Here is a 13,508-nt window from a genome sequence, read left to right as displayed (position 1 = left end):
ATATACCCAGCTTTTTGGCGGATGGCGCTACGCTTTTCCGCCTTACCTACTTTTACGCGGCGGTGCCAATGGACGTTTCTTACCTGCTCGACAGCCTTAATGATAAACAGCGTGAAGCGGTGGCCGCGCCACGCAGCAACATGCTGGTTCTGGCAGGCGCGGGGAGTGGTAAAACGCGCGTGCTGGTGCACCGTATCGCCTGGTTACTGACGGTTGAGAACAACTCGCCGTACTCCATTATGGCGGTGACTTTTACCAACAAAGCGGCGGCGGAAATGCGCCACCGTATTGGTCAGATCATGGGAACCAGCCAGGGCGGTATGTGGGTGGGTACATTCCACGGTCTGGCGCACCGTCTGCTGCGCGCGCACCATATGGATGCAAACTTGCCGCAGGATTTCCAGATCCTCGACAGCGAAGACCAACTGCGTTTGCTTAAGCGTCTGATCAAGGCGATGAACCTTGATGAGAAGCAGTGGCCGCCGCGTCAGGCGATGTGGTTCATCAATAGCCAGAAAGACGAAGGTCTGCGTCCGCATCATCTGCAAAGCTACGGTAACCCGGTTGAGCAAACCTGGCAGAAAGTGTATCAGGCTTACCAGGAAGCGTGTGACCGCGCGGGGCTGGTGGATTTCGCCGAGCTGCTGCTGCGCGCTCATGAACTGTGGCTTAACAAGCCGCATATCCTGCAGCACTACCGCGAACGCTTTACCAATATCCTGGTGGACGAATTCCAGGATACCAACAACATTCAGTACGCGTGGATCCGCCTGCTGGCGGGCGATACCGGCAAAGTGATGATCGTGGGTGATGACGATCAGTCGATCTACGGCTGGCGCGGAGCGCAGGTGGAAAACATCCAGCGCTTCCTCACGGATTTCCCGGGCGCAGAAACCATTCGTCTGGAGCAGAACTACCGTTCGACCAACAACATCCTCAGCGCGGCTAACGCCCTGATTGAAAACAATAATGGGCGTCTGGGTAAAAAGCTGTGGACTGATGGCGTTGATGGCGAACCGATCTCGCTTTACTGCGCGTTCAACGAACTCGATGAAGCGCGCTTTGTGGTCAATCGTATCAAAACCTGGCAGGACAACGGCGGTGCGCTGGAACAATGCGCCATTCTGTATCGCAGCAACGCCCAGTCGCGCGTACTGGAAGAGGCGCTGTTACAAGCCAGCATGCCGTATCGGATCTATGGCGGGATGCGCTTCTTCGAACGCCAGGAAATCAAAGATGCGCTCTCTTACCTGCGCCTGATCGCTAATCGCAATGACGACGCCGCGTTTGAACGCGTGGTGAATACGCCAACCCGCGGGATTGGCGATCGTACTTTAGATGTGGTGCGTCAGACCTCTCGTGACCGTCAGCTAACGCTGTGGCAGGCCTGTCGTGAGCTGCTGCAGGAAAAAGCTCTCGCGGGTCGTGCTGCCAGCGCCTTACAGCGCTTTATGGAGCTGATTGACGCACTGGCCCAGGAGACCGCGGATATGCCGCTGCACGTGCAGACTGACCGGGTGATTAAAGACTCCGGCCTGCGCATGATGTACGAGCAGGAAAAAGGCGAGAAGGGCCAGACGCGTATCGAAAACTTAGACGAATTGGTGACGGCAACGCGCCAGTTCAGCTACAACGAAGAAGACGAAGACTTAATGCCGCTGCAGGCGTTCCTGTCTCACGCCGCGCTGGAAGCAGGTGAAGGGCAAGCGGATACCTGGCAGGACGCGGTACAGCTGATGACGCTGCACTCGGCGAAAGGTCTGGAATTCCCGCAGGTGTTTATCGTGGGGATGGAAGAAGGCATGTTCCCCAGCCAAATGTCGCTGGACGAAGGTGGTCGCCTCGAAGAAGAGCGCCGCCTGGCTTACGTCGGCGTGACCCGCGCGATGCAAAAGCTGACGCTGACCTACGCCGAAACGCGTCGTCTGTACGGCAAAGAGGTTTACCATCGTCCGTCGCGCTTTATCGGCGAACTGCCGGAAGCGTGCGTTGAAGAGGTTCGCCTGCGCGCCACGGTCAGCCGTCCGGTGAGCCATCAGCGGATGGGCACGCCAATGGCGGAAAACGATACCGGCTACAAGCTCGGTCAGCGCGTGCGCCATGCTAAATTTGGCGAGGGCACCATCGTCAACCTGGAAGGAAGCGGCGAGCACAGTCGTTTGCAGGTCGCGTTCCAGGGGCAGGGGATCAAATGGCTGGTAGCGGCCTACGCCAGACTGGAAACGGTTTAATCGGTTCGGCTTTGCCGGATAAGGCCAAGCCGACATCCGGCAACCTGTCGGTTAATATTCTGAAATCATAGATAAATAATTCCCCTCTGCTAACCTTTCTGTATAAGGGGAAATTATTACTTTTTCGCCATCCGTTGCGTGTTGACGTCAAAATTTTGCTGGCGTAACATGCGCGCACGATTACGCTAAGAGGACATTCGCCTTGGACACACCCAGTAGATACTGGCTCATTATCCTGTCATCCAGGATCAACTCCTAAGGCTATCCCTTTTTGCTGATAGCCTTCGCGGTTGTCAGCGACCTTCTGTTTTTTTCCCGTCGCGCTGAGTCAGGCTGTTTAATGGTCTGAAACCCAATTTGTTTCTGTGTGCCCTCCGAACTGTCCGATAATTTTTTGCATTGGGAGTCCCGGTCATGCTGAGCGCATTTCAACTGGAAAACAATCGTTTAACTCGCCTTGAGGCAGACGAGATCGAGCACCTGGCCAGTTCGGTTTGGGTCGATTTAGTCGAGCCGGATGACGAAGAACGAAACCGTGTGCAAAAGGACTTGGGCCAGAATCTGGCTACGCGCCCTGAACTGGAAGACATCGAAGCATCCGCACGTTTTTTTGAAGACGAAGACGGTCTGCACATTCACTCCTTCTTCTTTTATGAAGATGCCGACGATCACGCGGGTAACTCAACCGTCGCATTTACCATTCGCGAAGGCCGCCTGTTTACCCTGCGCGAGCGCGAACTGCCGGCTTTCCGCCTGTACCGCATGCGTGCGCGTAATCAGGCGATGGTGGATGGCAACGCCTACGAGCTGCTGCTTGACCTGTTCGAAACCAAAATTGAACAGTTGGCGGATGAGATCGAAAACATTTACAGCGACCTGGAAAAACTCAGCCGTGTGATCATGGAAGGGCGTCAGGGCGATGAATATGACGAAGCGCTGTCGACGCTGGCGGAACTGGAAGATATCGGCTGGAAGGTTCGTCTGTGTCTGATGGATACCCAGCGCGCGCTAAACTTCCTGGTGCGTAAAGCGCGTTTGCCGGGCAGTCAGCTGGAGCAGGCGCGTGAGATCCTGCGCGATATCGAATCCCTGCTGCCGCACAATGAATCGCTGTTCCAGAAGGTTAACTTCCTGATGCAGGCGGCGATGGGCTTTATCAATATCGAGCAGAACCGCATCATCAAGATCTTCTCGGTGGTCTCTGTGGTGTTCCTGCCGCCGACGTTGGTGGCTTCCAGCTACGGGATGAACTTTGAATTCATGCCGGAACTGCACTGGAGCTTCGGTTATCCAGGAGCGATTGTCTTTATGATGCTCGCGGGTCTGGCGCCGTATCTGTACTTTAAGCGCAAGAACTGGCTGTAATGGCTGTGACTTATCCGACCTACGGAGATGTGCTTTTGTAGGCCGGATAAGCGAAGCGCCATCCGGCAATCTTCTAGCTTCGACGAACCCGTCGTTGCGTATAAATCGCATCCATCACGAAAATCGCCAGCGCTACCCAGATAAACGCAAACGTGACCATTTTATCCGCTCCCGGAACTTCACCGTAAAAGGTGACTGCCAGCAGGAACATCAACGTAGGTCCGATATACTGGAAGAAACCCAGCGTTGAAAGACGCAGACGGGTTGCCGCGCCGGTAAAGCACAGCAGCGGAATGGTGGTCACGACGCCCGCAGCAATCAGCAGCAGGTTAAGCGACATAGGGTTTTGTCCCATATGGCTGGTTGAGCTGTCCGCTATGCCAAACAGATAGATGGCCGCAACGGGTAAAAGCCACAGGGTTTCGATCAGCATGCCAGTTTGTGCTTCGACGGCAATCTTCTTGCGCACCAGGCCATAGAAGGCAAAGCTGAACGCGAGTCCCAGCGCGATTATTGGCAGCGATCCAAAGGTCCACAGCTGCACCAGTACACCGCAGGCGGCTAACAGTACCGCCAGCCACTGCATGCGACGAAAGCGCTCGCCGAGGAATAACATTCCCAGCACAATATTCACCAGCGGGTTGATAAAATAACCCAGGCTGGCTTCCAGCATATGGTGATTATTGACCGCCCAAATGAACAGCAGCCAGTTTCCGCCGATGAGCACGGCAGAGAGCGCCAGCAGGAAAATCTTCTTTGGCGTTTGTAGTAGCGTTTTGACGCCCGACCACTGGCGACTGATGCTCATCAGTACCACCATAAAGAAAAACGACCAGATGACGCGGTGCGTCAGGATCTCATCTGCCGGGACATAGTAAATCAGCTTGAAGTAGGCAGGAGCGATACCCCAAATAAAATAAGCAGCAAGAGCGAGTAACACGCCCTGCCGCGTTTGTTTAGCATCCATCGGGAAAACTCATTGCAGAAATGTAACAGCAGTTTACCTTTTTTTGGACACTTACCCCACCATATAAGTGGCGGTTGCGCTGGCAATATAAAGTTGTTCTTCGTTATGCAATTCCACGCGCGCAACGGCGACTTTATTACCCGCCCGCAGCAGGCTACTGGTGGCGGTAAAGCGATTCCCTCTTCCCGGACGCAGGTAATCAACGCGTAAATCGATTGTCCCCATACGTGACATCCGCTGACGCAGCTCATCCTCGCTGATCGTTTCATGGCGGGTCAGCGTACTCCCAACGCACACCAGCCCAGCAGCGACGTCCAGCGCCGAGGCGATCACGCCGCCATGCAGAATGCTTTGCGCCCAGTTGCCGACCATCATCGGTTGATTATTAAAGGCTAATTGAGCAAATTCTTTCTCATAGCGTTCAAGCTCCAGTCCCAGCGCCCGATTAAACGGCATATGATAGACAAACATTTCACCCACTAACTTCAGCGCTTCCTCAGCAGTAAGTACGGCAGACATACGATCCCTACACCTCAATGGTTAATGAAATGTTGATGTTATGCTTATTATTTGTTGTTTTCTACTTTAAGACCGGATGACTAACGAGGAAATCGCTAAGTATGTATACCCGTCATACTTCAAGTTGCATGTGCGTTGGCAGCGTCTGCTCACCCCAGTCACTTACTTTAGTAAGCTCCTGGGGTTTACAGACTTGCCGCCTTCCTGCAATTTGAATTATTTAGGGTATAGAATGCTTGCCAGATAATTATACAATTCATCAATATTTTGGTTCAGGAGAACATTACCGATGCGGGCGATTCTGGGATGGTTACTACCAGCAGTCATGCTGCCGTTGACCGCTTATGCGCAGGAAGCGACAGTGAAAGAGATTCATGATGCACCGGCGGTTCGCGGCAGTATTATCGCTAACATGCTGCAGGAACATGACAATCCTTTCACGCTTTACCCTTATGACACCAACTATCTCATCTACACCAATACCAGCGACATGAACAAAGAGGCGATCAGCAGCTATAGCTGGTCCGAAAATGCGCGCAAAGATGAGGTTAAGTTTCAGCTAAGCCTGGCGTTTCCGCTCTGGCGTGGGATATTAGGGCCGAATTCGGTACTCGGCGGCTCCTATACCCAAAAGTCATGGTGGCAGCTTTCGAACAGTGAAGAGTCCTCACCGTTTCGCGAGACCAACTATGAACCGCAATTGTTCCTTGGTTTTGCCACAGACTATCGCTTTGCCGGTTGGACGCTCCGTGATATCGAAATGGGTTATAACCATGACTCCAACGGCCGTTCCGATCCTACTTCGCGTAGCTGGAACCGTCTTTACACCCGACTGATGGCTGAAAATGGTAACTGGCTGGTGGAAGTTAAGCCGTGGTACGTTATTGGCAGCACCGACGATAACCCTGATATCACCAAATATATGGGCTACTATCAGTTGAAAATGGGCTATCACCTGGGTGACGCGGTCATCAGTGTGAAAGGCCAGTACAACTGGAATACCGGCTATGGCGGCGCAGAGCTTGGTGCCAGCTATCCTATTACGAAACATGTGCGTCTTTACACCCAGGTGTACAGCGGTTACGGCGAATCGCTGATTGACTACAACTTCAATCAGACTCGTGTTGGCGTGGGTGTGATGCTCAACGATATCTTCTGACAGATATTGAGAGTATTTTAATCATTGCAGTTTCTCTCTCAGGCGCTGAAAATAGCGCCTGTTTTTATTTCAGGCTAATGGGGTTAATGTGGCGCAGGCGGAAGTGTTGAATCTGGAAATGGGCGCTAAACAGGTTTTGCAGGAAACCTTTGGCTACCAACAGTTTCGCCCCGGTCAGGAAGAAATCATTGATACCGTGATCTCTGGTCGCGACTGTCTGGTCGTTATGCCGACCGGTGGCGGTAAATCCCTGTGCTATCAAATTCCCGCATTATTGCTTAACGGGCTCACCGTTGTTGTTTCTCCGCTGATTTCCCTGATGAAAGATCAGGTCGATCAACTGCTGGCCAACGGCGTGGCGGCTGCATGTCTGAACTCCACCCAAAGTCGTGAGCAGCAGCTTGAGATCATGGCAGGTTGTCGCAGCGGGCAGATTCGCTTGTTGTACATTGCGCCAGAACGTCTGATGCTGGATAACTTCCTTGAAAATCTGGCGCACTGGAATCCGGTATTGCTGGCCGTTGATGAAGCGCACTGTATCTCGCAGTGGGGGCATGATTTCCGCCCGGAATACGCCGCGCTGGGACAGTTGCGCCAGCGTTTCCCGAGCCTGCCGTTTGTGGCGCTGACCGCAACGGCGGATGAAACCACCCGGCTGGATATTGTGCGTCTGCTGGGGCTCAACGATCCGTTAATTCAGATCAGCAGCTTTGACCGCCCGAATATTCGCTACATGCTGATGGAGAAATTTAAGCCGCTCGATCAGCTGATGCGCTACGTGCAAGAGCAGCGCGGTAAGTCTGGAATTATCTACTGCAACAGCCGCGCCAAAGTTGAAGATACCGCCGCGCGTTTGCAAAGCCGGGGTATCAGCGCCGGGGCTTATCATGCCGGGCTGGAAAACGCCGTACGCGCTGAAGTGCAGGAGAAATTCCAGCGCGATGACCTGCAAATCGTGGTAGCGACCGTGGCGTTCGGTATGGGAATCAACAAACCTAACGTACGCTTCGTGGTGCATTTCGATATTCCACGCAATATCGAATCCTATTACCAGGAAACAGGCCGTGCCGGACGTGACGGCCTGCCGGCGGAAGCGATGCTGTTTTACGATCCGGCGGATATGGCATGGCTGCGCCGTTGTCTTGAAGAAAAACCCACAGGACAGCTGCTGGATATCGAACGGCACAAGCTCAATGCGATGGGGGCATTTGCCGAGGCGCAAACCTGTCGTCGTCTGGTGCTGCTGAACTATTTTGGCGAAGGGCGGCAGGAACCGTGTGGTAACTGCGACATCTGCCTCGATCCGCCAAAACAGTACGACGGACTTATGGATGCGCGCAAAGCGCTGTCGACTATCTACCGTGTGAATCAACGCTTTGGTATGGGTTACGTCGTGGAGGTTCTGCGCGGAGCGAATAACCAGCGTATTCGCGAACTGGCCCATGACAAGCTGCCGGTCTATGGCATTGGCCGTGAGCAAAGCCATGAACATTGGGTTAGCGTTATTCGCCAGCTTATTCATCTTGGTCTGGTGACGCAGAATATTGCCCATCACTCCGCGTTACAGCTAACTGAAGCCGCGCGCCCGGTGCTGCGTGGTGACGTTGCGCTACAGCTTGCGGTACCGCGTATTGTGGCGCTGAAACCGCGTGCGATGCAGAAATCCTTCGGCGGCAACTATGACCGCAAACTGTTCGCCAAATTGCGTAAGCTGCGTAAAGCCATTGCCGATGAAGAGAATATCCCGCCATACGTGGTGTTCAACGACGCTACGCTGATTGAAATGGCCGAGCAGATGCCAGTTTCAGCGAGCGAAATGCTGAGCGTCAACGGTGTGGGGATGCGTAAACTTGAGCGTTTTGGCAAAGAGTTTATGGCGCTTATTCGTGCGCACGTTGATGGTGACGACGAAGAGTAGTCAGCCGGGCAAAAAAGTGCCAGGATGGTGACTCACTGAACTATTCCCCCGCGAGTCATTTTTATGTTAACGCTATTTTTCACCGTTGCGTTGGTGCATATCGTTGCGCTGATGAGTCCCGGTCCCGATTTTTTCTTTGTTTCTCAAACGGCCGTTAGCCGTTCGCGCAAAGAAGCCATGATGGGCGTGCTGGGTATTACCTGTGGCGTCATGGTCTGGGCTGGCGTGGCGCTGCTTGGCCTGCATCTGATTATCGAAAAAATGGCCTGGTTGCATACCATTATCATGGTGGGCGGCGGTCTGTATCTGTGCTGGATGGGTTACCAGATGCTGCGCGGCGCGTTAAAAAAACAGGACGTAGCGGCCCCTACCCCACAGGTTGAGCTGGCACAGAGCGGACGCAGCTTTTTAAAAGGTTTGTTGACCAACCTCGCCAACCCGAAAGCCATTATCTATTTTGGCTCCGTGTTCTCATTGTTTGTTGGCGATAGCGTAGGAACAGGCGCGCGATGGGGCATTTTCGCGCTGATCATCGTGGAAACGCTGGCGTGGTTCACCGTGGTCGCCAGCCTGTTTGCACTCCCGAAGATGCGTCGCGGCTATCAGCGTCTGGCGAAGTGGATTGATGGCTTTGCCGGCGCGCTGTTCGCAGGCTTCGGTATCCATCTGATTATTTCGCGCTAAGTGATTGGCCCACTCGGTATTGGGTGGGCCCAGTATTTTTATCTGCTTTTAAGCATGCCTTGCCGATGCCAGCAGAGCGCCTATCAGCATAAATAGCGAGCCAAACACTTTGTTGAGCGCCTTCATTTGCTTTGGTCCTTTAATCCAGTCTGCAATGCGCGTGGCCAGCGTCGCGTAACCGATCATCACAATGATATCGACCACGATGGTCGTAACGCCAAGCACCACGTACTGCATCAGCTGTGGTTCCTGCGGCAGGATAAACTGCGGGAACAGAGCGGCAAGAAAAACAATGCTTTTGGGGTTGGTCAGATTAACAAAGACTGCGCGTTTGAACAGGCGGCTGCGCGATTGCGTATTCGCCATGGTATTCAGATCGATAGCGCCCGCCGCGCGCCACTGCTGGATACCCAGCCAAATCAGATAGGCCGCTCCCGCCCACTTCAGCACCTCAAATGCGATCACCGAACGTGAGAATAGCGTTCCCAGTCCTACGCCAACCAGAACGATATGAATGCCCAACCCGGTCTGTAAACCCGCAATCGACGCGCTTGCACCGCGATAGCCGTGACTGATGGCGGTGGTCATGGTGTTGATTGCGCCAGAGCCTGGAGACAAGCTCAAAATAATAGAGGTCAGCAGGTAGGCGAACCACCATTCAAAGGTCATGAGAAACTCCCGGATTGTCTATTTTTATGCCACAATACTCTACTGCCGTTAGGTTGTGCCAGCGACGGCGAAAAAAACGATTTTACTTGGTCAGCGAGGCTGGATACCCGATGTTTCAGCAGCAAAAAGACTGGGAAACAAGAGAAAACGCGTTTGCTGCTTTTTCCATGGGGCCACTGACAGATTTCTGGCGTCAGCGGGAAGAAGCGGAATTTACGGGCGTGGATAATATCCCCGTACATTTTGTTCGTTTTCATGCAGAAAAAAACGATCGCGTCATCGTCGTCTGTCCTGGACGCATTGAAAGCTACGTGAAATACGCTGAACTGGCGTATGACCTGTTTCACTCTGGTTTTGACGTCCTCATTATCGATCACCGTGGGCAGGGCCGTTCCGGGCGTATGCTTTCGGATCCGCATCGTGGTCATGTCGATAACTTTAATGACTATGTCGATGATTTAACCGCCTTCTGGCAGCAGGAAGTGCTACCCGGTCCGTGGAGAAAACGCTATATACTGGCGCATTCTATGGGCGGTGCGATTGCCACATTGTTCCTGCAGCGCCACCCGAATCAGTGTGATGCTATCGCGCTTTGTGCGCCGATGTTTGGTATTGTGATGCGCTTTCCCGACTGGATGGTGCGCCATATTCTGGACTGGGCTGAAGGGCATCCGCGGATCCGCGAAGGCTATGCGATGGGAACCGGGCGCTGGCGGGCGCTGCCATTCGGTATGAATGCGTTAACGCATAGTCGACAGCGCTATCGGCGCAATCTGCGCTTCTATGCGGATGAGCCGCGACTGCGCGTTGGCGGCCCCACCTACCACTGGGTTCGTGAAGGTATTCTGGCAGGCGAACAGGTTCTGGCCGGAGCAGGAGACGACGCGACGCCGACGCTGCTGATTCAGGCTGAAGAAGAGCGGGTGGTAGATAACCGCATGCACGATCGTTTTTGTGAACTCCGCGCCGCAGCAGGCCATCCTGTAGAAGGGGGTCAGCCGCTTGTCATCAAAGGCGCGTACCATGAGATCCTTTTTGAAAAGGACGCAATGCGCTCAGTCGCGCTTAACGCTATTGTCGAATTCTTCGACAAGCATAACTCATCCAGCGGAACCCGCTTTGCCTAGAGGTTGAATTTTCTTATGTATCAGGTTGTTGCGTCTGATTTAGACGGTACGCTGCTTTCTCCCGACCATACTTTGTCCCCTTATGCCAAAGAGACGCTGAAGTTATTGACCGCTCGCGGCGTTAACTTCGTGTTTGCGACAGGCCGTCATCATGTTGATGTGGGGCAAATTCGCGATAACCTCGGCATTAAAACCTACATGATCACGTCTAACGGCGCGCGCGTGCATGATTCTGACGGGAATCTGGTGTTTTCGCATAATCTGGATCGCGATATTGCCAGCGACCTGTTTGGCGTAGTGAATGCAAATCCGGACATCGTGACCAACGTTTATCGCGATGATGAGTGGTTTATGAACCGCCACCGTCCGGACGAAATGCGCTTTTTTAAAGAAGCGGTGTTTAACTATTCCCTGTTTGAACCTGCGTTACTGGAGCCTGAAGGCGTCAGCAAAGTGTTCTTCACCACCGATTCTCACGAAAGGCTGCTGCCGCTGGAGCAGGCGATTAACGCCCGCTGGGGCGATCGCGTCAACGTCAGCTTTTCTACGCTTACCTGTCTGGAAGTCATGGCTGGCGGCGTATCGAAAGGTCATGCGCTGGAAGCGGTAGCGAAAGCGATGGGCTACAGCCTGAAAGACTGCATCGCTTTTGGCGATGGGATGAACGACGCGGAAATGCTCTCCATGGCAGGTAAAGGCTGCATCATGGGCAATGCCCACCAGCGCCTGAAGGATCTGCACCCGGAACTGGAAGTCATTGGTCTTAATGCCGACGATGCCGTCCCGCACTATCTGCGTGAGCTGTTTTTGCAATAATTTTGTTGTTCGTTAGTTGACCAGTCGTCAACTAAAAACTTCGCTACAATGGGTGTACCTTCTGTTAAGAGACATCCATTGTGGCGTTACTCATCATTACCACAATTCTGTGGGCCTTTTCCTTTAGCCTGTTTGGCGAGTACCTTGCCGGTCATGTCGATAGCTATTTTGCGGTGCTGGTGCGTGTTGGGCTGGCGGCGCTGGTGTTCCTGCCGTTTCTACGTACCCGTGGGCACAGCGTAAAAACGATCGCGTTGTATATGCTGGTGGGGGCCATGCAGCTTGGTATCATGTACATGCTGAGTTTTCACGCCTATCTGTACCTGACGGTTTCAGAACTGCTGCTCTTTACCGTGCTGACGCCGCTCTACATTACGCTGATTTACGATCTGATGAGTGGACGTCGTCTGCGCTGGAGCTATGCCTTCAGTGCGTTGCTGGCGGTGATTGGCGCAGGGATCATTCGTTACGATCAGGTGACCAGTCACTTCTGGACCGGCCTGCTGCTGGTGCAGTTGTCCAATATCAGCTTTGCCATTGGTATGGTGGGCTATAAACGTCTGATGGAAACGCGGCCAATGCCGCAGCACAACGCCTTTGCCTGGTTTTATATGGGCGCCTTTATGGTGGCAGTAGTTGCCTGGTTCATGCTGGGTAATGCGCAGAAAATGCCTGCAACTACGCTACAGTGGGGAATTCTGGTATTTCTTGGCGTGGCGGCGTCCGGCATTGGTTACTTTATGTGGAACTATGGCGCGACCCAGGTGGATGCGGGTACGCTGGGTATCATGAACAATATGCATGTGCCGGCCGGGCTGTTGGTTAATCTGGCTATCTGGCATCAACAGCCTCACTGGCCAAGCTTCATCATTGGGGCGGCTGTGATAGTGGCCTCACTGTGGGTACATCGAAAGTGGGTCGTTCCGCACTCCGTACAAACGGCAGGTGATCGCAGGCGTGATTCCGCGCTGAGCGAATAAACGCTTCTGTGACCGGCTGTCGCTGCTCGCCATCACGTACGGCGGCGTACAGTCGGCTCCACAATCCATCGCCCAGAGTTTTAGTCACCACCAGACCCTGGCGTTCAAAACTCTCCACCACCCAGTGTGGTAAAGCCGCAATACCCATTCTGGCTGCAACCATCTGAATCAGCAGCAGGGTGTTATCCACGCTCTTTAGCGAAGGACTCACGCCCGCAGGCTGCAGGAAGTGTCGCCAGACATCCAGTCGACTCCGTTGCACCGGGTAAATAAGCAGCGTCTCGCTGGCTAAATCCTCCGGCGTAATTTGCGTTTTGTTGGCCAGCGGATGGTCAGGCGCCAATATCAGACGGACTTCAAAATCGAACATCGGCGAGTAGTGCAATCCGCTGCGCGGCAGGATGTCGGAGGTTAACACCAGATCCAGCTCGTCCTGCTGTAGCGCCGGTTGCGGATCGAACGTTACGCCGGATTTAAAGTCCATCTCCACCTGCGGCCAGTTGGCACGAAAATTCTCCAGCGCGGGCGTCAGCCACTGGATACAGCTGTGGCATTCAATCGCGATTCGCAGCCGGGTTTGCTGTGGTTCGTTGCAAGCCTGCAGCGCACGACCAATTTGCGGCAACACCTGATTAGCTAACTGCAGCAGGATTTCCCCCTGCGGCGTAAAGCGCAGAGGCTGGCTTTTACGGATAAAAAGTCGAAAGCCAAGGCGCTGCTCCAGATCGCTGAACTGGTGAGAAAGGGCGGATTGGGTCTGATGCAACGTTGCCGCTGCGGCTGCCAGAGAACCACTATTCCGCAACGCCTGTAGCGTTTTCAGGTGTTTAATCTCGATCATGAAAGTCCTTCACTTCGGCATGAACAAATTGCGCTTGAGGAATATACAGTAACCGCCAATTATGGATGTGTAAACATCTGGACGGCTAAAATCCTTCGTCTTTTAAATTTATGGTGCGTTGGCTTCGTTTCCCCACCCCAGTCACTTACTTCAGTAAGCTCCTGGGGATGAGTAAACTTGCCGCCTTCCCTAAATTCAAAATCCATAGGATTTACATATAATTAGAGGAAGA

At 53.5% G+C, this 13,508-nt stretch carries 13 protein-coding genes; 9 read left to right on the top strand and 4 right to left on the bottom strand.

Annotated elements, in window-relative coordinates; genetic code table 11:
- Positions 1-68 precede the first annotated feature (68 nt).
- From uvrD to corA, 3 genes are all read left to right on the top strand, one after another.
- Positions 69-2,231 (top strand): DNA helicase II, encoded by a 2,163-nt coding sequence (uvrD, locus tag WHR59_RS23510; RefSeq protein ID WP_003828957.1) that lies wholly within the window; start codon positions 69-71, stop codon positions 2,229-2,231.
- A 202-nt stretch (positions 2,232-2,433) separates the two neighbouring features.
- The gene (gene ysgD, locus WHR59_RS23505) at positions 2,434-2,490 is read left to right on the top strand and encodes a YsgD/CorL family protein (protein WP_212723238.1); all 57 of its coding nucleotides are present in this window, start codon (positions 2,434-2,436) and stop codon (positions 2,488-2,490) included.
- Between the two features lie 155 nt (positions 2,491-2,645).
- Entirely contained in the window at positions 2,646-3,596 is a 951-nt protein-coding gene (gene corA, locus WHR59_RS23500; protein WP_003017920.1) for a magnesium/cobalt transporter CorA, read from the top strand.
- Positions 3,597-3,669: 73 nt separating this feature from the next.
- Here corA and rarD read toward each other — a convergent pair whose 3' ends face one another.
- Positions 3,670-4,563 (bottom strand): EamA family transporter RarD, encoded by an 894-nt coding sequence (gene rarD, locus WHR59_RS23495; protein WP_043018990.1) that lies wholly within the window; start codon positions 4,561-4,563, stop codon positions 3,670-3,672.
- Between the two features lie 51 nt (positions 4,564-4,614).
- On the bottom strand, positions 4,615-5,082 hold the full coding sequence (gene yigI, locus WHR59_RS23490) for an acyl-CoA thioesterase YigI (RefSeq protein WP_003017917.1): 468 nt from the start codon (positions 5,080-5,082) through the stop codon (positions 4,615-4,617).
- 289 nt (positions 5,083-5,371) lie between these two features.
- Here yigI and pldA point away from each other — a divergent pair, with 289 nt between their 5' ends.
- The 3 genes from pldA to rhtC all read left to right on the top strand — a co-directional run bounded on the left by pldA (position 5,372) and on the right by rhtC (position 8,843).
- Positions 5,372-6,241, top strand: a complete 870-nt coding sequence (gene pldA, locus WHR59_RS23485) for a phospholipase A (RefSeq protein ID WP_047407588.1) — start codon at positions 5,372-5,374, stop codon at positions 6,239-6,241.
- Positions 6,242-6,329: 88 nt separating this feature from the next.
- Entirely contained in the window at positions 6,330-8,159 is a 1,830-nt protein-coding gene (recQ, locus tag WHR59_RS23480; protein WP_181634187.1) for an ATP-dependent DNA helicase RecQ, read from the top strand.
- A gap of 63 nt (positions 8,160-8,222) precedes the next feature.
- On the top strand, positions 8,223-8,843 hold the full coding sequence (gene rhtC, locus WHR59_RS23475) for a threonine export protein RhtC (RefSeq protein ID WP_087050438.1): 621 nt from the start codon (positions 8,223-8,225) through the stop codon (positions 8,841-8,843).
- A 48-nt stretch (positions 8,844-8,891) separates the two neighbouring features.
- Here the strand turns inward: rhtC and rhtB are convergent, their stop codons facing one another.
- Positions 8,892-9,512, bottom strand: a complete 621-nt coding sequence (rhtB, locus tag WHR59_RS23470) for a homoserine/homoserine lactone efflux protein (RefSeq protein WP_338843488.1) — start codon at positions 9,510-9,512, stop codon at positions 8,892-8,894.
- A gap of 110 nt (positions 9,513-9,622) precedes the next feature.
- Between rhtB and pldB the strand changes: the two genes are divergently transcribed.
- The 3 genes from pldB (at position 9,623) to WHR59_RS23455 (ending at position 12,435) form a co-directional block, all read left to right on the top strand.
- The gene (pldB, locus tag WHR59_RS23465) at positions 9,623-10,639 is read left to right on the top strand and encodes a lysophospholipase L2 (RefSeq protein ID WP_043018994.1); all 1,017 of its coding nucleotides are present in this window, start codon (positions 9,623-9,625) and stop codon (positions 10,637-10,639) included.
- Positions 10,640-10,654: 15 nt separating this feature from the next.
- Positions 10,655-11,455: a sugar/pyridoxal phosphate phosphatase YigL gene (yigL, locus tag WHR59_RS23460; RefSeq protein ID WP_008787091.1), complete on the top strand. Its 801-nt coding sequence runs from the start codon at positions 10,655-10,657 to the stop codon at positions 11,453-11,455.
- 80 nt (positions 11,456-11,535) lie between these two features.
- Entirely contained in the window at positions 11,536-12,435 is a 900-nt protein-coding gene (locus WHR59_RS23455) for a carboxylate/amino acid/amine transporter (protein WP_016157852.1), read from the top strand.
- Here WHR59_RS23455 and metR read toward each other — a convergent pair.
- Positions 12,323-13,276, bottom strand: a complete 954-nt coding sequence (gene metR, locus WHR59_RS23450) for an HTH-type transcriptional regulator MetR (protein ID WP_043018995.1) — start codon at positions 13,274-13,276, stop codon at positions 12,323-12,325. The two genes, WHR59_RS23455 and metR, sit on opposite strands and share 113 nt — an antisense overlap.
- Positions 13,277-13,508 lie beyond the last annotated feature (232 nt).

Source organism: Citrobacter europaeus (genome assembly GCF_037482245.1).
In the GTDB taxonomy this organism is placed as follows: Bacteria; Pseudomonadota; Gammaproteobacteria; order Enterobacterales; family Enterobacteriaceae; genus Citrobacter; species Citrobacter europaeus.
Note: the sequence above shows the minus strand (reverse complement) of the source record. Positions and strands in the feature narration are given on the sequence as shown.

Excerpts from the sequence above, each read along its gene's own strand:
- pldB (WP_043018994.1), top strand. The coding sequence starts at position 9,623 with ATGTTTCAGCAGCAAAAAGACTGGGAAACAAGAGAAAACGCGTTTGCT.
- uvrD (WP_003828957.1), top strand. The coding sequence starts at position 69 with ATGGACGTTTCTTACCTGCTCGACAGCCTTAATGATAAACAGCGTGAA.
- yigI (WP_003017917.1), bottom strand. The coding sequence starts at position 5,082 with ATGTCTGCCGTACTTACTGCTGAGGAAGCGCTGAAGTTAGTGGGTGAA.
- rarD (WP_043018990.1), bottom strand. The coding sequence starts at position 4,563 with ATGGATGCTAAACAAACGCGGCAGGGCGTGTTACTCGCTCTTGCTGCT.
- pldA (WP_047407588.1), top strand. The coding sequence starts at position 5,372 with ATGCGGGCGATTCTGGGATGGTTACTACCAGCAGTCATGCTGCCGTTG.
- rhtB (WP_338843488.1), bottom strand. The coding sequence starts at position 9,512 with ATGACCTTTGAATGGTGGTTCGCCTACCTGCTGACCTCTATTATTTTG.
- metR (WP_043018995.1), bottom strand. The coding sequence starts at position 13,276 with ATGATCGAGATTAAACACCTGAAAACGCTACAGGCGTTGCGGAATAGT.
- yigL (WP_008787091.1), top strand. The coding sequence starts at position 10,655 with ATGTATCAGGTTGTTGCGTCTGATTTAGACGGTACGCTGCTTTCTCCC.
- corA (WP_003017920.1), top strand. The coding sequence starts at position 2,646 with ATGCTGAGCGCATTTCAACTGGAAAACAATCGTTTAACTCGCCTTGAG.
- rhtC (WP_087050438.1), top strand. The coding sequence starts at position 8,223 with ATGTTAACGCTATTTTTCACCGTTGCGTTGGTGCATATCGTTGCGCTG.